The organism is Paraburkholderia flagellata, from assembly GCF_021390645.1.
Lineage (GTDB): Bacteria > Pseudomonadota > Gammaproteobacteria > Burkholderiales > Burkholderiaceae > Paraburkholderia > Paraburkholderia flagellata.
In genome coordinates, this window is record NZ_JAJEJT010000002.1 from 2,070,674 (window position 1) to 2,094,151 (window position 23,478).

Sequence of the window (23,478 nt, forward strand, 5' to 3'; positions counted from 1 at the left end):
CATGAATGAAAACATCCAGCGCACGCGTCCCGAATGGTGCGACCCCACGGAATGGGAAGCGCGTGTGCAGCTAGCCGCCGTCTATCGCGTGTTTCATCTCATGGGCTGGACCGAGCTGATCTTCAATCACATTACGCTGCGCGTGCCGGGGCCGCAAAAACATTTCCTCATCAACCCGTTCGGGCTCACGTATGACGAAATCAAGGCCTCGAATCTCGTCAAGATCGATCTCGACGGCAATATCCTGAGTCCGAGCGAGTATCCGATCAACCCGGCCGGCTTCGTGATCCACAGCGCGATTCATGCAAACGTGGAAGACGCGCATTGCGTCATGCACACGCACACCACGGCAGGGCTCGCGGTGGCATGCATGGAAGGCGGCCTTGCGTATACGAACTTCTATTCGGCGCAGTTGCACGACATGGTCGCGTATCACGACTTCGAAGGCATCACCGTGCACGCCGAAGAAAAAACGCGCATTCTGAAGTCGATGGGCGACAAGCGGCTGCTCATCCTGCGCAATCACGGGCTGCTCTCGCACGGCGTGACCCTCGCGCACGCATTTGCGCTGCTGTGGACGCTCAACCGCGCGTGCGAAGTGCAGGTCGTGACCGATTCCATGCGCGGTCAGACGCTGCCGATCGCGCCCGCCATTGCCGAGCGCTCGACGCGCGACGCGTTGCAGTTCTCGCCCGCACATGGCGCGGGCCAGAACGTGCTCGACGCGCTGGTCCGTCGTGTCACGCGCATCGACCCCTCATATCAGGAGTGATAGTTTGAACACCCCGAATCAAAAGATCACCGTCGTCGGCGGCGGTGCGATCGGCGGCCTGATCGCGGCACGTCTTGCGCGCGCGGGCTGCGCCGTGAATCTGCTCGCGCGCGGCGCGCATCTGGAAGCGATTCGCCGCGACGGTCTCACGATCGTTGAAGCCGACACACGTTATACGCAAGCCCTGAACGCCACCAGCGACGCCGCCTCGCTCGGCACGCAAGACCTCATCTTCATTTGCCTCAAGGGTCAGGCGCTCGCGCAGTCGGCGGCTTCGCTCGCGCCGCTCGTGGGTCCGCACACGCATATCGTCTCGGCAATGAACGGCGTGCCCTGGTGGTTCCTCCACGGATTCGGCGGCGCGCACGCAAACGGCCGCCTCGAAGCGGTCGATCCGGGTGGCGTCGTGTCAGCGGCGTTGCCGCCCGCGCAGGCTTCGGGATGTGTCGTCCATCTGTCGTCGTCGATTGCGGGGCCGGGCGTGATCCGCAAGGGCGGCGGCAATCATCTGATCGTCGGTGAAGGCTCAGCGCACATGGCCGCGCGCGCGCAGGAAGCGCGTGATCTGCTTGCGCAGGCTGGCTTCGAGGTCGCGAAAGCCGCACCCATTCAGTCCGATATCTGGGCGAAGCTCTGGGGCAACATGACGATGAACCCGATCAGCGCGCTGACGCGCTCGAGCGCCGACGTGATTCTCGACGACCCGCTCACGGCGCAACTCGTGAGCGCGGTCATGGCCGAAGCGCGCGCGATTGGCGAGGCGCTCGGCATTCGCCTCGCGATGACCATCGAGGAGCGCAACGCGATCACGCGCAAGCTAGGCGCGTTCAAGACCTCGATGCTGCAAGACGTGGAGGCGGGCCGTTCGCTCGAAGTCGAGGCGCTCGTCGGCGCGCCGTATGAACTGGCGCAGCGCGTGGGTATCGCGGCACCGTCGCTCGGCATGCTTTATGGCCTTGCGCGCCAACTCGACTCGAATCTCGAAGCGGCGCGCGAGGCACGCTAGAGGTCAATCCTCGAGCGGCTTGCCCGTGAGGTCGCGAATGAACGGCAGCGCAAGGCACGAAATCGCCACGCACGCCATCACGTACCACGCGGGCGCGAGCAGATTGCCCGTGCTCTTCACGAGCCAGGTGGCAACCGTCTGCGCGAAGCCGCCGAAAATCGCCACGCCGATGCCGTAGACGATCGCCATGCCGGTCGCGCGCACGGCGCGCGGAAACATCTCCGGCAGCATCGTGATGGAAGGCGCGGCCTGCAGCGCGAGCAGCACGCTCAGGCCGCCCACGGTGATCAGGAGGCGCGCGGCGTCCGGCCCGCTCGTCAGCCAGAGAAACGCCGGATAGATCAGCAGCAAGACACCCACGCGCGGCCAGAAGATCAGCGTGCGGCGGCTGAAACGATCGCAGAGCAACCCCGAAAGCGGGCCGACCACGAAGGTCACGACGCCCGAGACCAGCCCGGCAAGCAAGGCCGTCGGCGCGGGCACCTTCAGTTCGTGGATCGCATAGGTCGGCATATAGAACGTGACTACGTAGGCCGTAACCGTGGAGCCGATCGTCAGCAGGATGCCGAGCGCCGCGCGCCGCCAGTGGTCGCGCAGCACGGCGAGCACCGGCATGCGCACCACGCTCGCCTGCTCCGGCAACTGTTCGTCGAGGCGCCGGCGAATCCACATGCCGATCGGGGCAATCGCTACACCCATGAGGAAGGGCACGCGCCAGCCCCAGGCGAGCAGCGCGTCGGGCGTGAGGAAAGTCGTCAGGAGTCCTGCCATCAGCGCGCCGAGCGAAACGCCGATGCCCTGGCTCGCAAACTGGAAACTGCCGAGCAGCCCGCGATTCGCTGGCGTGCCCGCCTCGATCAGCAGCGTGGTGGAAGCGCCCACTTCGCCGCCCGCGGAAAAGCCCTGCAGCAAACGCGCGAACACGATCAAGACCGGCGCGGCCACGCCGATCTGCGCATAGGTGGGCGCGAGGCCGATCAGCATGCAGCCCAGCGCCATCATGAAGATCGTGAGCGTCATGGCAGGTTTGCGGCCGGCGCGGTCGGCATAGGCGCCGATCACGATGCCGCCCAGCGGCCGCATGACAAAGCCCACGCCGAAGGTCGCCACCGAAGCGAGCAACTGCCCGTAGCTCGACATGGTGGGAAAGAACAGCTTGCCGATGGTCAGCGCGAAGAAGCTGTAGACGGTGAAATCGAAGAACTCGAGCGCATTGCCGATCGTCGCGGCGACGATCAACTGCGTGCGGCTCAGTTTGGCCTTGCGCACTCCGGTCATGCTGACGCTGTTCATGGCTCTCCTCGTCGGCCTCTGGCGGGCCTGGATGGTTGACCGTGCAACGGTAGCATTCGTCCGGGCGCACGCGCCACTGATCAAAACCCGCGTAGGCGCTGGACCATAAGCCGATGAAGCGTCCCTTTTATCGGCGCGCGGCTTGCGCGCCTCGTCCGCGTTCGTAAGGTAAAAGAGGCATACTCCCGGCATAGTCAGCACTCACGTTTCGCGCACCGCGCCGTTTTTTGCGGCTCCGCAAACGCCACGTGGCCCACCCGCGCATCAAACGGGCACCAAAATTGCGGCAGCGCGTCGAACGTTCCGACGAATCGGGCGACGGCAGGCTGTGCGCCGCGCCAACGCGCTTCCTGCCACGCGTTTCGCCCCGCTGTCTTTTCAATCCGCCGCCACTGATGGGTCGCCGCAGTCGCGATCCGTATGCCAATGACAAGGATGTCCCTTTCTTCCGCCTTTCGGTCCGCGTGCGCGCCGCGCCCGCGGACCCGCTTCTGCTCCGTGCTTGCCGTATTCGCCGTTTTCTCCGGTCTGATGCTCGCGCTCGGCACGTCCAGTGCAACGGCAGCAACGCCGGCCACCCTCGCCGAAGCGCTCAAGCCCGGCACGAGCGCAGCGCATCCTGCCCAGCCTGCCGCGCCCGACGCCAACGCAAACAACCCCGCCGCACCCGTGGCGCTCACGCCGGCCCAGGCGCAAGCCGCCCTCAAGGTCCTCGACGACCCCGTGCAGCGCGGCCACATGGAAGACACGCTGCGCGCGATCGCTGCCGCCGGTGCGCTGGCTGTGCCCGCCTCGGCGAGCGCGCCAGCCAGTGCGCCCGCCGCGGCCTCCGGCCCGTCGGCGGCTACGCCCGCTTCCACGCCGCTCGCAGGCGCGCTGCGCTCCAACGGTCTCGTCGTGCAGATCGCCGATCACGCCGCGAACGGCGCGCGCACGGTCGGCCAGCATCTGAACCATACCTTTGCGACGCTGCTCGGCCTCTGGTCCACGCGCAACTGGTGGCAGGACCATCTGAACACGCCGCAAGGCCACGCGCTGCTGCTCGCCCTGCTGCGCGTACTGCTGCTCACGCTCGCGCCCGCGCTCGCGCTCGCCACGGTGCTGCGCCGCGTCATCGCCACGCCGGAGCGCGCCATTGCCGCCCATCTGGCAGCGAAACAGCGCGAGGGCGCCGAACCCTCGCAAGGCGGCACATCTGCGCCGCAGCCGCAAACGCCCGAAGCGACGGGCACGAGCGTCGCGCTCGCCGCGCAAGCGAAAGCCGAGGCACAGGACGATGCGCTGCGCGAAGCCGCCGGCATGGAGCCGGCCGAGGGCAAGGACAAGAAGGACAGCGACCCGAACGCCGGCCCCAACGCGAATGCGAGCGCCAACGCGGCAGCGCGCGCCACTGTGGTCGCGGCGCAAGCGGGGGACAACGCCGACGCCTCGCCGAAAACCGCCGCCGGCCGCGCGAAAGAGGCGTACCACGCGCTGCGTGGCGCGCATCACTGGCGCCTCTTGCAGCGTTTGCCGGGCGCGTTGCTCGTGATGCTGCTCGAAGTCGTACCGGTGATCGCCTTCGGCCTGTGCGCCGCGGGCGTGCTTTCGCTTCTCGGCCCCGAAGACGCCGCGCCCGCCGAAGCCGTGGGCCATATCGTCGATACCTACGTGATCTGCCGCGTGATCGCGATATTCGGCAAGCTGCTGTTCGCACCCGACGCCGCCGCGCTGCGCCTCGTGCCGCTCCCCGACGAATGGGCCGCTTACGCGCAGCGCTGGCTCGTGCGCATCGTCGTGATCGGCGGCGTGGGCGGGGCGATTGGCGGCGCGGTGCCGCTCGGCATGACCGAGGACGCGCATCTCGCGCTCGTGAAGGTCGTCACGCTGATCGGCCACCTCGCGCTCGCCGTGATGATTCTGCAACTGCGCCGCCCCGTGGCCGACGCCATGCGCGCCGCCGCCGCACGCCACGGCTCGTACGCGTGGTTCATGCAGTGGTTCGCCGATATCTGGGTTGGCGTGGCGCTCTTCGTCGTCATCGCCCTGTGGTTCGTCTGGGCGCTCGATCTGCGCGGCGGCTACGCGGCGCTGCTGCGCGCGGGTGGACTCTCGCTCGTCGTCCTGCTCGCCGCACGTGTAAGCGCCATCGTGCTGCTCGGCGCGTTGAGCCGCGTGTTCGGGCTGCGCGACGATCAGGAGAAGATGAGTTTCGGCCAGCGCCGCGCGTATCGCTACTACCCCGCGCTGCGACGCATCGTCGTCCTGACGATCGGGATCGTGACGCTCGACCTGCTGCTGCACGTCTGGGGCCTGCGTCCCGCACGCATCCTCGCGCTCGCGCCTATCGGGCATCTGCTGGGATCTGCAGTCCTGACTATCGTGATCGCCATCGTCGCCGCGGTCGCGATCTGGGAGTTCGCGAATGGCGCGGCCGAGCGGCGCCTGAACGCCTGGACCGATGCCGGCGACTTCGTGCGCGCCGCGCGCCTGCGCACGCTCTTGCCGATGTTCCGCACCACGCTGTTCGTGTCGATCCTCGTCGTGGTCGGGCTTACCGCGCTTTCGCAACTCGGCGTGAACACCGCGCCGCTCATTGCGGGTGCGAGTATTTTCGGCGTGGCGCTCGGCTTTGGCTCGCAAAAGCTCGTGCAGGATTTCATCACCGGCATCTTCCTGTTGACGGAAAACGCCATGCAAGTGGGCGATTGGGTGACCGTGGCGGGCGTCTCGGGCACCGTCGAGTTTCTCTCGATCCGCACCGTGCGCCTGCGCGGTGGCGACGGCTCGCTCTACACCGTGCCGTTCAGCTCGGTCACGACCGTGAACAATACGAATCGCGGCATCGGCAACGCGGCGGTGAAGGTGCAGATCGCGCATGGCGCGGATCTGCAACGCGCCATCGACACGCTGAAGGACATCGGCGCCGAAATCCGCGCGGAAGACGCGTTCAAGAACGGCATTCTCAGCGACTTCGCGTACTGGGGCGTCGATCAGGTGGATGGTGCGACCGTGACGCTCGTCGGGCAGATTCAGTGCAAGGACTCGGCGCGCTGGGGCGTGCAGCGCGAGTTCAACAAGCGCGTGTTGCTGCGCTTCACGGAGCGCGGTATCGAGCTGGCGAATCCGCAGCGCAACTTCCTCGTGGGCATGGCCCGCGGTGACGATGTCGAGGGGCATACGTACGGCGACGAGCACGGCGACGACGCCAGCGATGATGCCAACGACGGCGATCGCTCGCGGGCGCAATCGCGCGGCGCTTCGAAGGCTGGTTCGCAAGGGAGCAAGCCGCGCAATGGCCGCGTCGGTGCATCGGGCGACGGCAACGGGTCGTCGAGCGGCAAACCGAATTGATGCGCTGACATCGCAGCCGGTGCGCGGCTCGAGCGCGCCGGCCTCACCCTTCGTTTCGCACCGCGTAGCTCCCGAAAAAGCTCACCGATACGACGCAATGAGCGCTGCAACGTAATGCTGACGCAGTAAAGTTCTCCGTCTAATCAAGGGTCTGCGCGCGGTGGCATGGTGCGCAGCACGCGCGGCGCGATGAGTCCCGAAGAAGCTCACCTTTTCGGCTGCCTTCGCAATTGCCGGCCACGAAGCGGGACCCACGCGGCGCTCCCGATATAATCGATTCGCCATTCAACGAGGACATCTCATGAAATCACTGCTTGCCCTGGTCGCCGCTGCCACTGTTGCAACGTCCGCGTTCGCCGCCAACACCATCGAAAAGTTGCCGTCGGGCGTCGTCGTCGAACACATCAAGCAAGGCACCGGTCCGCAGCCCGCTGCCACCGACGTCGTGCGCGTGAACTATCGCGGCACGCTCGCGAACGGCACGGAATTCGACAGCTCCGACAAGCATGGCGGCGCCGCGACCTTCCCGCTCAATCGCGTGATTCCTTGCTGGACGCAGGGCGTGCAGAAGATGAAGGTCGGCGGCAAGGCGAAGCTGACCTGCCCGGCGGCGACCGCTTATGGCGATCGCGCGGTCGGCCCGATCCCGCCGAACAGCGACCTCACGTTCGAAATCGAACTGATCGGCATCGGACAGTAAAGCCAGCAGATTCTGCCGGCAAAAAAAACGGGCGGTTAAACCGCCCGTTTTTGTTTTTATGAGGACCCAGGCCTTACGCCTCGACATCCTCGAGACTGAAGATCTCAGTCTGGTCGTTATACGAAAACACCTCGCCATAACGGGCCCATTCGACCACGGTATCGAGCGTTTCTTCCGCGGCGACATCAGAGAGCACGTCCTCCAGTTCCTGCTCGAAGCGCACGCGCGGCGCGCGATGGCCTGGCCGTTCGTCGAGCACCTTCTTGATCCGCGCCGCGAGCGGCACGTTGCGCAGCAGGTGATCGGCGAACATGAGCTTGCGCGCCTGCGTGCCCATCTCCGCGAACACGCGGGCGGGCGGCGTAAGCAACACATCGCCTTCGCGCACGTCGGCGAAGCCGAGCTGCTGCAGCATTTCCACGATCGGGAACAGGTCGTCCACTTCCAGATGGAGTGAGCGCGCAATTTCCGGCATGTCGGCGCGGCCGTGATAGGGCGCCGCCGCCAGCGTCTCGATCAGACCCGCCATGATGTTCGTCGACACGTCCGGCAAGCGGCTGCCCACTTCGAGACGGCGATGCGTGGCCTCGGCGGCTTCGCGCGCGGTCATCTTCGCGTAGATGTCGTCAACGAGTTTGCGGAATGCGGGGTCGAGCCGGTTGCGCGGATGCTTGAACGGCACCTTGATTTCAGCCGACACGCGCCCCGGGTTCGACGAGAGCACGAGAATGCGGTCGCACATGAACACCGCTTCCTCGATGTTGTGCGTGACGATGAGCACCGACTTGATCGGCAAACGGCCTTGCGTCCACAGGTCGAGCAGATCGGTACGCAGCGTTTCGGCGGTCAGCACATCGAGCGCGGAGAAGGGCTCGTCCATGAGCAGCAGCGTCGGGTCGACCACGAGCGCGCGCGCAAAACCCACGCGCTGGCGCATGCCGCCGGAAAGCTCACGCGGGTAGGCGTTTTCGAAGCCGTCCAGACCGATCAGGTCGATCGCCGCCAGCGCGCGCTCGCGGCGCGCGCGCGCGCCCACGCCTTGCGCTTCGAGACCGGCTTCCACGTTCTGCAGCACGGTGAGCCACGGGAACAGTGCGAAGGTCTGGAACACCATCGACACGCCTTCGGCCGGCCCGTCGAGCGGCTTGCCGAGCCAGTTCACCTCGCCTTCGGTCGGCTCGATGAGCCCGGAGATGATCCGCAGCAGCGTGGACTTGCCCGAGCCGGAACGGCCCAGCAAGCCGACGATCTCGCCCTCGCGCAGCGAGAGGTTCACGTCGTCGAGCACGAGGCGCTCGTCCTCTTTCTTCGCGAAACCACGCGAAACATGCTTGACGGCGAGCACTTCCTCGCCGGGAGCGGGCCGCATCGGCAGCAGGTCGGATGAGACGATTTTCGGATTCAGCATGATGTCACTCCATCTCAATCGAGGCGCAGCCGGGACTCGGCGTACGTGTACAGCGGACGCCAGAGCACGCGGTTGAACAGCGTAACGAACAGGGACATCATCGCGATGCCCAGGATGATCTTCGGGAAGTCGCCAGCGGCGGTCGTTTCTGCGATGTACGCGCCAAGGCCATGCGCGACGACTTTCGTGTCGCCCCACTGAACGAACTCGGAGACGATGCTCGCGTTCCATGCACCGCCGGAAGCCGTGATCGCGCCCGTGATGTAGTACGGGAAAATGCCCGGCAGCATGGCTTTTTTCCACCATTGCCAGCCGCGAATGCGGAAGTTCGTGGCCGCTTCCTTGTAATCGTTCGGATAGGCGCTCGCGCCCGCGATCACGTTGAAGAGGATGTACCACTGCGTGCCGAGCACGATGAGCGGCGAAAGCCAGATGTCCGGGTTCAGGTGAAAGCGCACGATCACGATCACGAACACCGGAAACAGCAGATTCGCCGGGAACGCGGCGAGAAACTGCGCGAGCGGCTGGACCTTCTCGGCGAGCGCCGGGCGCAAGCCGATCAGCACACCGAGCGGCACCCAGATCACCGAAGCGATGGCGATCAGCAGCAGCACGCGAAAGAGCGTGATGAGGCCGAGCACGAACACGTGCCAGACTTCATCGAGCGTCACGCCCGTGCGCACATAGGCCACGACGCGCCACACCACGAACACGGTCAGCGCGATCACGAACACGGCCCATACGATGTCGCCCAGGCGCGAGCGCTTGCTCATCGTGGTGACGACGGGCAGTGACTTCGGCAGTTGCACGCGCAACGGAATGCGCGCGAGCGTGGCGAGCATGAAGCCCATCGGCACGAGCAGGCGGTGAATGAGGCGCGTGCGGCGAATGAGGTCGAGGAGCCACGATTCCGGCGCGTCGCCCGAACTCGTATTCTCCATGCGGAACTTGTCGGCCCACGCCACGAGCGGGCGGAACAGGAACTGGTCGTACGCAAGAATGACCACGATCATCGCGAGGATCACCCAACCCACGGCGTGCAGATTCTTTTCCGCGATCGCCTGGGCCAGATACGCGCCAACACCCGGCAGCGTGATCGTGTTGTTGCCCACCGTGATCGCTTCGGAAGCCACCACGAAGAACCAGCCGCCCGACATCGACATCATCATGTTCCAGATGAGGCCCGGCATCGAGAACGGCACTTCGAGCTTCCAGAAACGCTGCCATGCGGTCAGGTGAAAGCCGCGCGAGACCTCGTCCAGATCGCGCGGCACAGTGCGCAGCGACTGGTAGAAGCTGAAGGTCATGTTCCACGCCTGGCTCGTGAAGATCGCGAAGATCGCCGCGAGTTCGGCGCCCAACACACGCGAGGGAAAGAGCGCGAGGAAGAACGTGACCGTGAAGGAGATATAGCCGAGCACCGGCACGGACTGCAGGATGTCGAGAATCGGCACGAGCACGATGCCCGCGCGGCGGCTCTTCGCCGCGAGCGTGCCGTACACGAGCGTGAAGGTGAGCGAGGCGACCATCGCCGCCAGCATGCGCAGCGTGGTGCGCATGGCGTACTCAGGCAGGTTGGCCGGGTCGAGCGAGATGACCTGGGTCTTGAGCGTGGCGATGGGCGCCATGGTCTCGTGGAAGCCCACGGCCGCCATCGCGATCAGGCCGATCATCAGCGGGAACGCCACGAAGTCCCAGCGGTTCGGCAGCACGCGCCACGCCGAGGCGTTGGCCGTGCGGTTCAGGTTGAAGCTGAACTCCATTAGCGGCCTCCGTTAGCGAGTACAGGCGCGGCGCAGGCGCGCGCTGCGCGGCGGGTCGTTCGCATTGTGTGTTTGAACTGGTTCATGTCGAAGCACCGGCGTTTGGTTTATTGCGCGAATCCCTCGCGCGGCGCGTATGGCCGGCCGGGCCGGCTAGGCATACGCGGGGGATCCGTTACATCTCGTCTGATTCAGACCCGAAACACGCGCGCTCGCAGGTCTCGCCAGCGCGCGGCGAGTCGCGATTTCCGGCAGGGCGGCGGGGCGCTCGCGCGCTCACGCGCGCCGAGCACATCGGGATGGAGGGTGTGCTGCGTTTGCTGCAGTTGCGACAGATGCGGCAAAAGAAGGCCGAAGTTCATACTGGTTCTCCTGGCGTCACGGAAGACGCATTGAGGAGGAAAGCCAGCAGACCCGACAGAGCGCTTTCTTCAGCGCGCGGCGGCTCGCGTCTGCCCGCTTTCCTCAGAGCAATTCAAAAGGAAGCGGCATAACGGATAACTGTCACTGTCAGACATCGGAACTCCTTATCGTCACGGCGGCTGGCCCCGGGAGCTTCCATCGAGCCGGCGGCCCGAACGCGAAGCGCCCTGGAAGCGCGCATGTGTCGATCCGCGCGTCGCGCTCAAGGCGCAACGAACGAACCGTGCCGCAAGCGCGCATCGATCAGGGCGGGCTTACGGCGCGATGTCGGCCATCCGCGGCGCCCGATACGATCGAGTCGCTGCGGCGTCGGTCGACGCTATTCAAGAGTGCACGAAGATTTACTGCTAGACGCGCACCATCTGCCTGGCTGGCAAGACGGCGGCTTAGAGAAAGGGAGCGCGGACGTCCTGCCGGTCAGGCAGCGAAACTGTTCGAAGATCGACAACTGCTACTGTCCAAGGCGTCAGCCCCTTTTGTTAAGACGGGCGAATTTTAGGCGCGCCACCTGTCCGAAGTCAACACGATTCGCGTCCCGCGTCAAATCTCGTGCCAATGTCGCCACAGCGCCGGCTGGTGGCCCGAATCGCGTTCGATCCGCGCTCGAGCGGCAGCGCCGGAAACCGCTTGCGGGCGCGGCATGCATTTTTTGGGGATGCATCGCCAGCAGCCTTGCGCCAATCGCGTTGATCCGCTCGCCTCACAAAGAGGGATCGTTCACTTCACCATACTCTTGTTGCACATTGCCTGTCTGCGGCCGCGGTCTCAATCCGGGCGCAATGCGCATACCCGGCGCGCTCGCGTCACGCGCTCTTGCGCAATGCCTGCTGGCTGGTTTCGCCGGCGCCCATGCGCTCGAGCCGCTCGCTTGCCTCTGTTAGCGCCCACAGCGGCGCGCTTTGCAACTGGCGGTCGTACACCGTCACGAGTTGCGCGACCGCCTCGAAGCCCGCTTCGTCCAGCTGCCAGCCGCCGCCCGTGTTGCCGCACTCGAAGCAGGCGATCAGCGCGGCATCGGCCGAGCGCACCTTTTCCGGCTCAAGAACGCCGTATCCGGCCTCCGCAATCGATTGCGCGAGCACGTGTGCATGGAGCAGGGCGCGTGCGTCGTCGCCCGTGCCGCCTCGGCGCAGCGCGGCGAGCGCGAGATGCACTTGCAGCGCAAGCTCGTTGGCGACCGCGTGCGGGATCGGCAGCAGCATCGACTTGCTGCGGCGGGGGCGACCGGATTGCGAGCGCTGCGGAAAAGGGATGGTCCTGGCCATGGAAGGGCAAGTAAGAGTCTGTTCCGTGCAATAACGGCACGCCGCGCCGAAGGTTAAGCGTCGACCTGCAAATCGAATGTAACGATCGGTGACAGACATGCACCACGCATCGTCTGGCGAAAGGGTGGCCAGTTGACCGTGGCCGGGCGGTGGCGGCCTCAGCGCCGGCCGCCCTCGCCCGGAGCCTCGCCGCTGCCCTGTCCGCGGCGCGCGGCCATGAACGCCTCGATGTGGGCGATGGCCTGCTCGCACTGCTCGAGCGTCAGGAGATGAATCGACGGATTGGGCAGGTCGAAGCCCAGTTCCTCCCCCAGCCAGCGGATGGCCTTGCCGCGCGCCTCGAAGGCGTTGACCTTGTCACGCCGCATTTTCGCGGCCACTAGCGGTTCGAGCGCGTCGTGCAGGCGGCTCTTGGCGTCGCGCAGTGCGGCGTTGGCAAGCCGGCCGAGCGGTACGTTGCGCGTGCTGCGCGCGGGCACGCCGATCCACGCCTCGCAGGGCGTGCAGACCCAGAGCGGGCCGTGATCGTCGCGATACGGGTAGGCCTCGTCGGCAAAGCGCGCGAGCACCGCTTTCGCGCCGCAGTAATCGCACAGTGGCTGCGGCAGCGCCTTGACGGGACGGCCTACGCGCATGCGAACCTCCACGGGGCGATGGTCGATGAATGCATGACTGGACGGGTGGATGAGCGGTGGCTCGCTGTGAGCGAGCCCAGGAGAAAGGATAACGGCAAACCCCGGCGCACGGCATCGGCGGGACGGGGCGCCGCAGTTGCGGCGCGTGTGTGATCAGTTCGCGCTCGCGGTGGCGCGCGTCTCTTCGCGTTCTAGCGTGCGCGTGTCGCGCAGGGCGGGAAAGAGCCGCATCCACAGCAGCGCGACGCAGATCGTCGCCACGCCGCCCACGAGGACGGCGCGCTGCGCACCCCACCAGCCAGCCGTGAGCCCCGATTCGAATTCGCCAAGCTGGTTCGATGTGCCAATGAAAAGCGAATTGACCGCGCTCACTCGGCCGAGCGTTTCATCGGGCGTGCGCAACTGCACGAGCGACGTGCGCACGACCACGCTCACGACGTCCGAGGCACCCAGCACCGCCAGCGCCATGAGCGACACGACGATGTTGTGCGAGAGCCCGAACGCGATCGTCGCGCAGCCGAACACAATCACGCCGCCGAACATCGCGAGACCCGGCCGGCGCCGCAGCGGAAAGTGCGCGAGCCAGATCGAGCCCGCCAGCGCGCCCGCGGCCGTCGCCGAACGCAGGAGCCCGAGCGCGATGGGCCCGGCGTGCAGAATGTCGCGCGCAAACACAGGCAAGAGTGCCGTCGCGCCGCCGAACAATACTGCGAACAGATCGAGCGACAACGCGCCGAGAATGACGGGCTGCGAACGGATGAACGCGATGCCCGAGAACACCGATTCGAGCGTGACAGGCGTGCGCGCGGGCGGTTTCGCGCGCATCGGAATCGTGCGCGAGAGTGTGGCCGCCGCCGCGAACGCGAGCGAGCAGGCCGCAAAGGCCGGCGTCGCGCCGATGCCGTACAGCAGACCGCCCAGCGCCGGACCGACGATGTTCGCGGTCTGGTTCGCCGAGGTCGACCAGGCAGTCGCATTAGGGAGTTGTGAGCGCGGCACGACGCCCGGGAGCAAGGACGAAATGGCGGGCGACTCGAACGCGCGCGACGCGCCCACGCAAGCGGCGAGCACGTAAATGAGCGGCGCGCTCAGCCAGCCGCCGATCGTGCCGGCTGCGAAGGTCAGCGCGGCGGCACATTCAATGAACTGGCAAACCGATGCGATGCGTCTGCGGTCGTACCGGTCCGCCACGTGGCCGACGACGAGCGTGAGGCAGAACATCGGCAGGAACTGCGCGAGGCCGACGAGACCGAGCGCGAACGCACTATGCGTGAGCGCGTAGATGTGCCAGCCCATGGCGACGGCGAGCATCTGGAACGCAAGCGACGACAGCACGCGCGCGCCATAGAAGCGCCGGAAACCGCGATTGCGCGAAAGACTGGGCGGGTCGTCGGACGCCGCCTCCGGAGAGGGTGTGGTCATTGAACAGCAGGAAAAAGCAAAAAGTGGGTGCGTGCGCAACCAGGCGCAAAGCGGTAATTTTAGTTCATGCGACGTGGCGCTACAGGAACATGAGGCGCGTGATTCATGCGCTGCGTCTCTGAATCGTTATATCCTATAGAATACATCGAACGAACATCCAGCAGACGGAGGCAGCAAGTGGCGAGTAGTCGGCGCCTCATAAGCGCGACATCGATATCGCAGGCGCGTGGCGCACCCGCACCAGCCGGCGCGGACGGCTTCGCGGCCACGATCACCACGCTGCGTCCCGCGTCGGGGCACGAGCGCGCGGAATTGATCCGCGACGTGATCGACGCGTTCCGGCGGTTGCGCAACAGCATCGAGCGCTTCGAGCGCATGCTCGCGCGCGGTGACGGCGTTGCTGGCGGTAGCGGCGTTGGCAGCGCGCACGCGGCGCAAGTCGGCGCGTCGCTGCAACCGCTGCTCGTCGCGCTCTCGCGGCGCATCGATCTTGCCCGCTTCGCCCGCCCGCGCGAACTCAAGCGCGCCATTCGCGACGCGCGGCGCCTCGACAAGACGCGCGATGCGCTTTTCAGCGACGCATTCTGTCTCGATACCGAAGCGCTGCGCCGCACTGTGGCCGATCTGGAGCGGCTCGATGCGGCTTTCGTCGGGCTCGGCGTCGAGCATGTGCTTGCGCAGCATGCGAACTCGAACGCGGACCGCGCTGTCGCCAACGCCAAAGCCGTCGCAGTCAGCGCCGTCGCAACGACGCTCGTGCGCGAACCCGCCGCCTGATCATCGTTATATTCCATGGTATATTGCGCTGTCGGCGCGCGGCCAGCCGTGGGCACGCGCCCATGCACAGCCCCGCGTTGCGCACCGGATCAGAGGTCACCATGCACGCACCGCCGTTCCGCCTTGCCCGCACGCCGGGCACCACATCTGCCCAAGAGACCCCGCTGCGCGTCCTTGCGGATGCAGACTGCTGCGGCCCTTCGCAAGCCGAACTCGCCCGCGCGCGGCAGCGCACGCGCCTCGCCGAACTCGACGCCCATCTGCACTGCTCCATCATCGGCACCTGCCTGAGCACGCATGAGCTGCGCAAGCTCGTCCCGAAATTCACGAGGCTCGACGCCCAGCGCGCGAGCGATCTCGAGATCCACCATGCCGCGGTCGAACTGGCGATAGAAGGCGGCGCGGGCGGCAAGGCACTGCAAAAGGCCCTCGACACGCGCTATGCAGGTGCGGTGCGCCGTTTTGCCAGTGCGCGCGACGCGCAAGCCGTGCTCGCGCTCTGGAATGAATCGCTCGCGAGCGGCGACATCCCACCGGCTTACTGGGCGCTGATGACGCATCCGGCCACGACGATGGAGGTGCGCCAGGCCGCGTTCGGCGAGCTGCACATGCTCTCGCACCTGGTTGGCGCCGCCAATCGCGCCGACTTGCGCCGCCTCGTGGCACTGGAAGCAGAGAACGCCGAACTACAGGCCAAAATCGAGCGCCAGCAGGCGCGCCTGCACGAGATGAGCGGTGAACGGGACGCGGCGCGCAACGCCCTCGAAGCGCAAACCGCGCAGTTGGCGGCGCAGCGCGAAACAGCGCCTCAGCAGGCGCAGCTCGAAGCGCTGCAGGAAGCGCTCGCGGCACGCGATGCGCGGGTCGCGCTGCATACGAGCCGCCGCGAAATCGCCGAGCAGCGCGCGAATGCCGACGCCGCCGCGCTCCACACGCTGCGCGCGCAACTCGACGAAGCCCATGCGCTGATCGACGCCTTGCGCGCCGAAGTCCACGCCATGGAGCAGACAACGCAAGCGCACGAGGATCCACAGGCCCAACGCGCACTTCCCGAGAATGCGCTCAAGGGCCGCCGCATCGTATACGTGGGTGGCAGGCCGGGTTCGAATCACGCGCTCAGGCGCTGGGTGGAGTCGGCGGGAGGCGAGCTGACGGTGCACGACGGCGGCGTGGAAGATCGCAAGGGCCTGCTCGCTGCGGCGCTCGCAAACGCGGATCTAGCGGTGTTTCCCGTGGACTGCATCGACCACGATTCAATGAGCACGCTCAAGCGCGTGTGCGAACGGCACCAGGTGGCGTGGCACCCGCTGCGCACGGCGAGCCTTGCCAGCTTCGTCGAGTTGATGGTGCGGCTGCATGCGAACGCAACACCCACGCTTGCCGCGGTGCCCGTCTCGCGTTTCTGCTTGCGCCACGGCTAAGCGGCTGACATTGGCGGCAGTGTGCCGCCGCATCACATCACGTCAGGTTTTCACGAGTTTGACGAGCGCCTCGATCTCGGTATCGCAGACCGCTGCGGCGCGCGCCTCGATGCTGCGATACAGGCGAACGATCTCTTCGCCCACTGGCGTGAGCATGCTACCGCCGCCGCTCTGCCCGCCATGTTCCGAAACCGTGGCCGGCGACTCCAGCGCGCGGTTGAGTTCGTCCATCAACAGCCATGCGCGCCGGTACGACATGTTCATGCTGCGCGCCGCAGCCGAGATCGAGCCATGCTCGCGAACGGCTTCGAGCAGCGACACCTTGCCTGGCCCGAGCGCGATCGTGTCGCCCTGAATGATGCGCATGCGAAAACGCACCTCGGGTAGAGCCGGTTTCTGCGCCTGTTCGGGCGCGGGGGCGTCTGTGCGCGGTTGATCGTTGGGGGACTTGGTCATGCGCGCAAGCATACACGATGCGTGCCGCGCGCCGTGCCCCCTGGACAGCTAACGCCCGGCGGGAAAGCAGAAGCCGAAATCCTCGCAGCCGGGACAGCCGGGCGCAGGGCCTGGCGTGGCGCCCGATGCCAGCGCAAGTTCGCGCGCCAGCAGTTTCTTCCAGCGCAAGCCTTCCACATTGCGCGCCACGACCTCGGGAAAAAAACGCTCCAGCATGCGCGTCACGTCATCGCGGCCACGCAGGCCGAGATCGCGCCACAGATGATCGGGTCGCAGACACGCTTGGGCAATGATTGCGGCGAGGCAACGCACGTCGTCGGGGTTGGCTTGCGGCGCAGCAAGCACAACGAGAAGGGCATGCATTGCCGCGGCGAACGCAGCATGCGACGCATCCGTTACCACGTGCGCGTGCAGCGCGTCATTCGTCACCGGGCACACGAAGTGCCGTGCACCAAGCGCCTCGATCTGCGCACGCGATAGCCCAAGCAACGGCAATTCGCCGCGCACCTCGCGCGCCGCGACGAGCCGTGAGAAGAGCCAGGCATCCGGCGTGCGCGGCGCCGCTGGCGCACCCGTCAGGGCGTCGCAGCGCGCGGCGGCCAGTGCATCGAAATCGCGCGACGGCGGCAGCGCAGCGGATTCGTTGTTCATCACGCTCACGTGCGATCGCAGCCGCGCATCAAGCGTCGACGCCGACGATCACGCTCGATGCCTTGAAGAGCGCCGCAGCCTGCTTGCCCGCCGCGAGGCCGAGACGATCGACGCTGTCGTTCGTCACAATGGCCGCGATTTGCGCGCCGCCCGGGGCCGCGAGCACGACTTCCGCATTCACCGCCCCCTTCGTGACCGACGAAACCGTACCGGCCACGACATTGCGCGTGGACACCTTGCTCGCGTCGCCGTCGACCATGAGGATCACCGACGATGCCTTCACGAGCGCGAAGGCCGGCTTGCCAGCGGCGAGACCCAGCGAAGCGGCACTGCCATGCGTGATGATCGCGACGATCTCGAGCCCGCCATCGGCGCGCAACGTGACTTCGTCGTTGACGGCGCCGGCCTTGACCGCGCTAATCTGGCCGGAGAAATGATTACGGGCGCTGGTACGCATGAGGGCCTCCACAGTTAATTAGGACAATGAGCCGGGAAAAGAGCTGGACCCTCAGTGTAGCCGTGTCAGTGTGACGCGCACAGGCATTGATCGGCGAAATAGCCATTTGGATAAGCACATGAATACAGCAGTCCATCGTAATATATTGGCCTTTATAACGGACGGGGTGTCGAACATGTTTATCCGCAAGCTGGTGGCCTCAGTCGTCGTGATGAGCGGTGTGATGGGTGCGATGGGCGCAAGCGCCAACGCATTCGCCGACGAATCCGATGTCAACGTGCTCTATGCAGGCTCGCTCGTGAACCTCATGGAAAAGAGCGTGGGCCCCGCGTTCGAAAAGGAAACGGGCCTGCATTTCAAGGGCTACGCGGCAGGCTCGAACAAGATCGCCAATGAAATAAAGGGCAAGCTGCGCCGCGGCGATGTGTTCATCAGCGCGAGCCCGAAGGTCAACACGAGCCTCATGGGCGAGGCCAATGGCAATCACGTGACGTGGTACGTGAATTTCGCCGAATCGCCGCTCTTGATCGGCTACAACCCGAAGAGCCGTTTCGCCAACGACTTCAAGACGACGAAGTGGAATCAGGTGCTGCAGGAACCGGGCATCCGCCTTGGCCGCACCGACCCGAAGCTCGACCCGAAGGGCGCCTTCACCGTGGAACTCATGACGAAGGCCGCGCAGGCGTACAACCAGCCTGATCTCGTCGAGAAGACGCTCGGCGCGCCGGATAATCCCGAGCAGGTGCTGCCGGAAGAAACGCTCGTTGGCCGTCTGCAGTCTGGTCAGCTGGACGCGGGCTTCTTCTACTCGACCGAAACCTCTGACCTGAAGATTCCGGCGATCCACCCCGCGCCCGAACTGAAGATCAAGGCGAACTACACGCTCACGATCCTGAACGACGCACCCAACAGCGCCGGCGCTGCGCGCTTCGTGAACTTCCTGCTTTCGGCCGAAGGCCGCAAGCTGCTCGCTGAGCACGGCGTGGACGTGACGAAGCCCGCCGTCAACGGTCAGACCCAGGCGATCCCGCCGTCGGTCCAGGCCGTGATCGACGCCGCACAGCAATGACACAAGCCGCGCAGGTTACTGTGAAGCGCTCGCAGCCGCTCTGGTGGCTCGGCGCACTGCTCGCGGTCTACCTGTGCGCGCCGTTCGTCGCGAGCATTCCGCAGATCGGCCAGGCGGACTGGGCAGGCGTCGACTGGCACGCCACCTGGTCGGCAGTCGGCGTTTCGGTGGCGAGCGCGAGCGTGGCCACGTTCGTTATCCTGCTGGGCGGCGTGCCGCTCGGCTACTGGCTCGCGCGTTCGCGCGCGCGCGGCATCGCGCTCGTCGGCTTCGTCGTGCAGTTGCCGCTGGCGCTGCCGCCGCTCACGAGCGGCGTGCTGCTGCTGTTTCTCATCGGGCCATATAGCGGTATCGGCCAGCTGTTCGGCGGCTCGCTCACCGACTCCTTCACGGGCATCGTGCTCGCCGAAACCTTCGTGGCCGCGCCGTTCCTGATCGTCGCGGCGCGCTCGGCGTTCACCGCCGTCGATCCCGTATTCGACGACGTCGCCGCCACGCTCGGCCATCATGCTGCCAGCCGTTTCTTTCGCGTCACGCTGCCCATCGCGTGGCCCGCCATCCGCGCGGGGCTCGCGCTCGCCTGGCTGCGCGCGTTCGGCGAGTTCGGTGCGACCGTGATGGTGGCGTATCACCCGTATTCGCTGCCTGTCTATACCTACGTCGTGTTCGGCGGCCAGGGCCTGCCAGCGATGATGCCGCTCCTGCTGCCCACGCTCGGCATTGCGATCATCTGCGCGGTGCTCTCCGTCTATAGTCGAGGCGCGCGCTCGACGCTGGCGGTGAACCTCGACAACGGCGACGAACTCACCAGTATCACGCCCGCCGCCACCGCGTCGGATCACGCCGGCCTGCGTCTCGCCTTCGCGGCGCGCCGCCATCTCGGCTCGTTCACGCTCGACGTTTCGTGGCAGCCGCAAACGCGCCGGCTCGCGATCATCGGCCCTTCGGGTTCGGGCAAGTCGCTCGCGCTGCGCATCGTCGCCGGGCTCGAACGCAACGACGCGGGCTTCGTCACGCTCGGCGCGACCGACCTCGGCGTGCTGCCGCCAGAGCGCCGCCAGATCGGCTACATGCCGCAGGACTACGGGCTCTTTCCGCACATGACGGTGGCGCAGCAGCTTGCGTTTCCCGTCGATGCCGACGCCGCCAGCGCACGTTACTGGCTCGCGCACCTCGGCCTCGACGCGCTCACGCAGCGCCTGCCGCACCAGCTCTCGTTCGGCCAGCGTCAGCGTGTGGCGCTTGCACGTGCGCTCACACGGCACACGCAACTGCTGCTGTTCGACGAGCCGTTCGCCGCACTCGACACGCCGCGCCGCCGCCGCCTGCAGCAATCGTTGCGGGCGCTGCAACGCGAAGTGGGCGCGGTGACGGTGATCGTCACGCACGACCCCGACGAAGCCGCCCTGCTCGCCGACGAAGTGCTCGTGATCGAACAGGGACGCGTGCTGCAGGCAGGCGCCGTGGCCGACGTTTTCCAGCGGCCCGCCACGCTGCGTGTGGCCGAATTGCTCGGCCTGCACAACGTCGGCGAAGGGATCGTGCGAGCTGGCGGCGCGATCGAAACGCCGACGGGACTGCGCCTGCCGTGCGCCGACACATCGCTTGCGGTAGGCTCGCGCGTGATGTGGCGCGTCTCGCCGCGCGCGCTCGTCGCGACGCAAGAGGGCGCGTGGCAAGGGCGCATTGCGGGCACGTCGCTGCGTCACGGCGACCGCTACGTTGCAGTCGAGATCGCAGGCGTTACCTTCGATATCGCCGCCGAAGACGCGCCGGCATCGCAATCCGGCGACCTGCGCTTCACCATCGACGCGAACGGCGTGCTCGCCTGGCCGGCGCACTGCGCCTGACCCGCGACTCCTGAAAACGCTCACCTTTCGCGCCGAAGTGCGTCCGCCGACGTCGCGCCCAACGACAAAAAAGCCCCTTTTCAAGGGGCTTTTTGCATAAGCGGTTAGCGATTTGAAGTGCAATTTCGCACCGTTGTACGCGGGTCCCGAAAACGCTCACCTCTTGGCATCTCGCGCTCGCTCGCGCAAGGTTTCGATTGCTAACACCTGGTACTCGGCAATATTCGCACCCTTTAACCTGGGACTACCAGGAAAATCTTGCGCGCTGGAACCAGGTTCTCCTGTACATCGGGACCACGAAACTTCCGCGGCCAACTAGCGGCGACGGTGATTGCGGCATGCGTTGTCAACGAACCGTTGCGATACCACGCATGCTGCTCCCGAATCTTCTCACCTATGACCGCGCCGCCGCGCTCAGATCATGAAGCGGCTGTCTTCGACGAGCACGCGCGGCAACGGTTGAAGGTCAGCGCGCGCGAAGCGCACCAGCGAGAAGGCGCGCAGACCCTGCGGACTCGCCGGAAGGCGCGCGAGTGGAAACGTGATCGAGGCGCTGTTGCCCGGACCGCCGTTCGATAGCAGGACGTTCATCGGACTCAGGCAGATCTCACGCATTTCGACGTTCGTGTATTGCGCGGGATTCGCGAGCACCCTGCAGATCACCGTGAGCTGGTGTTCGAGCGCTTCACTCTTGAGGCCGAGCGCGGCGATCTCGCGCTCGTTCTGCGCAATCTGCGCCTCGACCTTCGCCACTTCGGCGACGTTTTGCGCGGCATGCTCACCCAGCATGCGCTGCGTCCCCGCGCCGTGACGCGTGAGCAGTTGCAGGCGTGTTCTAAGGAGCGCGCGCTCCTGTTCGAGCACATCGCGGCGCGACTCGTCGGCGCTGATCTGCTCGAGGCCTTCGAGTGCAATCTGCTCGACAACGCGCTCCACGATCTGCTCGCGTAGTTCGCTTTCGGTTTCGCCGCACACGCGCACCTGATGGTCGTCGAAACTCAGCGTAGTCTGCATGACATCGGCATGCACCTCGTCGCCATGCAGCTCGACACCGAAGGCGCGACGCTCGTTCAGGGCCATGCCGAGCACCGCGTAAGTCTCGCGCGCAAGCGCATGACTCTCGAACCATGCATGCAGTTCGGGCGAGCGGCTTAGCATATGGCCGACCTCGTCGGGCGCGGCGAAAAACGCGTGGATATAGGGATCGCTCGACCAGGCGGCGGCGCTCGCTTCGCGCGCGGGCGGCATCCGGTCCACCACGTCGCGCACATACGCGATTGACTGCGCGAGCGCGGGCGCAAGCCGCTCGCGCCACTCGGGCACGAGTTTGAGCGTAGGGCTGAGCACGAGCAGACGCTCGATCAGCGTCTGGATTTGCGGCGATTCGGGCGCCTGCTTCGCGCGGGCGCGGGGCCAAAGCCTGGCCAGGATACCCATGGAAAACTCCGTTGCAGACCGCTTGCGCGCGGCGGCGGTGAAGCGTAGGACGTACAACGAAAGCTATTGTCGCGAATGACTATACCGCGAATCACAACCCGCTCGCGACGACGCTGCCGCAGCGCAGCAGCGGCTCGCGTTACGTTCTTGCTCCCGGAAACGCTCACCTTTTGCATTACGTAACGCGCGCCGCATAGGGCTGAACCTTGCCGCCGAAGTGCGAGACGGTGCGACGAAAAACCGCGCGGCGCATACCGCAGCGAGCCTGCTCTTCCGCATATGCTCAAACGGCGCACGTATATTAATTTCCAATCCGAATCAATTCGCCAACTGCGTCGATTCCCTTCCGCGCGCTCGCAGTCATTCACAATGACTAAGGATCTTGGCGCCGAGTTCATCGTGAGCCAGTTCATGACCGACGCGAAGAAGTACGTGGAAGCAGGCGCGTCATACAAGCCGCCAGTCGAGGTGAAAACGATAGACGCCGTGCGCGTGGTGGCGGACGAAGCATTCGATCCGAAGAATCCCGACTACAAGTTCTGAAACCTGGGCCGTGAGAGCAAAGGTGAGGATTTTCGGGAAGAGCGCATCAGGTTCGACTCCTGGAACTCCTCACCTATCGTTGTATCGGTGAACTCACGATGCGGTGAGTGACTCACCGCCGCATGCGCTCAACGATACTTCTGCAGTTCGGCATCGGTGATCGGTTGCGCCGGCAGATTCAGCATGCCCGGCAAGTCGCCCAACTTCGGCAAGCCGCTGACGTTGGCCCAGCGGCCGCCCGAACCTTGATAAATGAGCGTAGGCGTACCGTCGAAACCGAGGTCCTGAAAGAGCTTGATGTTGTTGTCGAGCTTGTTCTTGTCGGCGGCGGGAATGTGCGCGAGCGGTGCGATGCCGCCCGATTCGTCCTTCTCCGAGTAGTGCGTTTCCAACTCCTTGAGAAGCGCGGCGCCGTCTTTCGCTTCCAGCAGCGCGGCCGCCTTGCCCGCCGAATCGGGCTTCAGAAAGCCCATAGGAATCCAATGCACCTGCAGGCCCACCGCTTCATACGGTTGCAGCGCTTTCCACACCAGGTGACAGTAAATACAGTTAGGGTCCATAAAGACATAAAGCGTCGACTTCACGTTTGACCCATTCGCACCTTCGACGATCGCACTTGCATTCTGCAAACTCACGGCCGCCGTTGCGGGCAACCAGGTGGGTTCGGGTGCGTCGGACGCCATGGCGCCAGCGCTCAGGACCAATGCGCCGGCGGCGATCAGCATGCGTGTGAACTTCTTCATTCTTTTCCTTTGACCTGGATAGCGCGTTCCATGACTTGCGCCCTGTAAAGCGAA

The 23,478-nt window shown here is 65.7% G+C and carries 21 protein-coding genes; 9 read left to right on the top strand and 12 right to left on the bottom strand.

Annotated features, from left to right (window positions below; translation table 11 throughout):
• The first annotated feature begins 1 nt into the window (after position 1).
• Both L0U83_RS23520 and L0U83_RS23525 read left to right on the top strand, forming a co-directional pair.
• Complete coding sequence (locus tag L0U83_RS23520) at positions 2-772, top strand: class II aldolase/adducin family protein (RefSeq protein WP_233886483.1); 771 nt, start codon at positions 2-4, stop codon at positions 770-772.
• A gap of 4 nt (positions 773-776) precedes the next feature.
• Positions 777-1,778, top strand: coding sequence for a 2-dehydropantoate 2-reductase (locus L0U83_RS23525; protein ID WP_233886484.1), 1,002 nt, complete (start codon positions 777-779; stop codon positions 1,776-1,778).
• A 3-nt stretch (positions 1,779-1,781) separates the two neighbouring features.
• Here the strand turns inward: L0U83_RS23525 and L0U83_RS23530 are convergent, their stop codons facing one another.
• Entirely contained in the window at positions 1,782-3,071 is a 1,290-nt protein-coding gene (locus L0U83_RS23530) for an MFS transporter (RefSeq protein WP_233886485.1), read from the bottom strand.
• A gap of 498 nt (positions 3,072-3,569) precedes the next feature.
• Here L0U83_RS23530 and L0U83_RS23535 point away from each other — a divergent pair, with 498 nt between their 5' ends.
• Both L0U83_RS23535 and L0U83_RS23540 read left to right on the top strand, forming a co-directional pair.
• Positions 3,570-6,404, top strand: a complete 2,835-nt coding sequence (locus L0U83_RS23535) for a mechanosensitive ion channel family protein (RefSeq protein ID WP_233886486.1) — start codon at positions 3,570-3,572, stop codon at positions 6,402-6,404.
• A gap of 301 nt (positions 6,405-6,705) precedes the next feature.
• Positions 6,706-7,104, top strand: a complete 399-nt coding sequence (locus L0U83_RS23540) for an FKBP-type peptidyl-prolyl cis-trans isomerase (protein ID WP_233886487.1) — start codon at positions 6,706-6,708, stop codon at positions 7,102-7,104.
• A 73-nt stretch (positions 7,105-7,177) separates the two neighbouring features.
• Here L0U83_RS23540 and L0U83_RS23545 read toward each other — a convergent pair whose 3' ends face one another.
• The 6 genes from L0U83_RS23545 to L0U83_RS23570 form a co-directional block, all read right to left on the bottom strand.
• Positions 7,178-8,512, bottom strand: coding sequence for an ABC transporter ATP-binding protein (locus tag L0U83_RS23545; RefSeq protein WP_233886488.1), 1,335 nt, complete (start codon positions 8,510-8,512; stop codon positions 7,178-7,180).
• A gap of 14 nt (positions 8,513-8,526) precedes the next feature.
• Complete coding sequence (locus L0U83_RS23550) at positions 8,527-10,275, bottom strand: ABC transporter permease (protein ID WP_233886489.1); 1,749 nt, start codon at positions 10,273-10,275, stop codon at positions 8,527-8,529.
• Between the two features lie 191 nt (positions 10,276-10,466).
• Positions 10,467-10,637 (bottom strand): hypothetical protein, encoded by a 171-nt coding sequence (locus L0U83_RS23555; protein ID WP_233886490.1) that lies wholly within the window; start codon positions 10,635-10,637, stop codon positions 10,467-10,469.
• A gap of 864 nt (positions 10,638-11,501) precedes the next feature.
• Complete coding sequence (locus L0U83_RS23560) at positions 11,502-11,900, bottom strand: hypothetical protein (RefSeq protein WP_233886491.1); 399 nt, start codon at positions 11,898-11,900, stop codon at positions 11,502-11,504.
• 221 nt (positions 11,901-12,121) lie between these two features.
• Entirely contained in the window at positions 12,122-12,598 is a 477-nt protein-coding gene (locus L0U83_RS23565) for a zinc-finger-containing protein (protein WP_233886492.1), read from the bottom strand.
• A gap of 153 nt (positions 12,599-12,751) precedes the next feature.
• Positions 12,752-14,020 carry an MFS transporter gene (locus L0U83_RS23570; RefSeq protein ID WP_233886493.1) on the bottom strand — a complete coding sequence of 423 codons (1,269 nt, stop codon included), beginning with the start codon at positions 14,018-14,020 and terminating at the stop codon, positions 12,752-12,754.
• A gap of 177 nt (positions 14,021-14,197) precedes the next feature.
• On the opposite strand from L0U83_RS23570, the gene L0U83_RS23575 reads away from it, so the two are divergent.
• Entirely contained in the window at positions 14,198-14,797 is a 600-nt protein-coding gene (locus L0U83_RS23575) for a hypothetical protein (protein ID WP_233886494.1), read from the top strand.
• Positions 14,798-14,898: 101 nt separating this feature from the next.
• On the top strand, positions 14,899-16,218 hold the full coding sequence (locus tag L0U83_RS23580; RefSeq protein ID WP_233886495.1) for a DUF2325 domain-containing protein: 1,320 nt from the start codon (positions 14,899-14,901) through the stop codon (positions 16,216-16,218).
• A gap of 42 nt (positions 16,219-16,260) precedes the next feature.
• Here the strand turns inward: L0U83_RS23580 and L0U83_RS23585 are convergent, their stop codons facing one another.
• From L0U83_RS23585 to L0U83_RS23595, 3 genes are read right to left on the bottom strand one after another with little or no spacing between them, the layout of a single operon-like run.
• Positions 16,261-16,674 (bottom strand): winged helix-turn-helix domain-containing protein, encoded by a 414-nt coding sequence (locus tag L0U83_RS23585; protein WP_233886496.1) that lies wholly within the window; start codon positions 16,672-16,674, stop codon positions 16,261-16,263.
• 48 nt (positions 16,675-16,722) lie between these two features.
• Positions 16,723-17,325 (bottom strand): nitrogen fixation protein NifQ, encoded by a 603-nt coding sequence (locus L0U83_RS23590; RefSeq protein ID WP_233886497.1) that lies wholly within the window; start codon positions 17,323-17,325, stop codon positions 16,723-16,725.
• Between the two features lie 28 nt (positions 17,326-17,353).
• The gene (locus L0U83_RS23595; RefSeq protein WP_233886498.1) at positions 17,354-17,782 is read right to left on the bottom strand and encodes a TOBE domain-containing protein; all 429 of its coding nucleotides are present in this window, start codon (positions 17,780-17,782) and stop codon (positions 17,354-17,356) included.
• A 175-nt stretch (positions 17,783-17,957) separates the two neighbouring features.
• On the opposite strand from L0U83_RS23595, the gene L0U83_RS23600 reads away from it, so the two are divergent.
• Positions 17,958-18,851 carry an extracellular solute-binding protein gene (locus tag L0U83_RS23600; RefSeq protein WP_233886499.1) on the top strand — a complete coding sequence of 298 codons (894 nt, stop codon included), beginning with the start codon at positions 17,958-17,960 and terminating at the stop codon, positions 18,849-18,851.
• Positions 18,848-20,701: an ABC transporter ATP-binding protein/permease gene (locus tag L0U83_RS23605; protein WP_233886500.1), complete on the top strand. Its 1,854-nt coding sequence runs from the start codon at positions 18,848-18,850 to the stop codon at positions 20,699-20,701. Before L0U83_RS23600 ends, L0U83_RS23605 begins: the two co-directional genes overlap by 4 nt.
• Before the next feature lie 414 nt (positions 20,702-21,115).
• Here the strand turns inward: L0U83_RS23605 and L0U83_RS23610 are convergent, their stop codons facing one another.
• The gene (locus tag L0U83_RS23610; RefSeq protein ID WP_233886501.1) at positions 21,116-22,138 is read right to left on the bottom strand and encodes a hypothetical protein; all 1,023 of its coding nucleotides are present in this window, start codon (positions 22,136-22,138) and stop codon (positions 21,116-21,118) included.
• 369 nt (positions 22,139-22,507) lie between these two features.
• Here L0U83_RS23610 and L0U83_RS23615 point away from each other — a divergent pair, with 369 nt between their 5' ends.
• Positions 22,508-22,681 (top strand): hypothetical protein, encoded by a 174-nt coding sequence (locus tag L0U83_RS23615; protein WP_233886502.1) that lies wholly within the window; start codon positions 22,508-22,510, stop codon positions 22,679-22,681.
• A gap of 128 nt (positions 22,682-22,809) precedes the next feature.
• Here the strand turns inward: L0U83_RS23615 and L0U83_RS23620 are convergent, their stop codons facing one another.
• Entirely contained in the window at positions 22,810-23,424 is a 615-nt protein-coding gene (locus tag L0U83_RS23620) for a thioredoxin fold domain-containing protein (RefSeq protein ID WP_233886503.1), read from the bottom strand.
• Between the last annotated feature and the right edge of the window lie 54 nt (positions 23,425-23,478).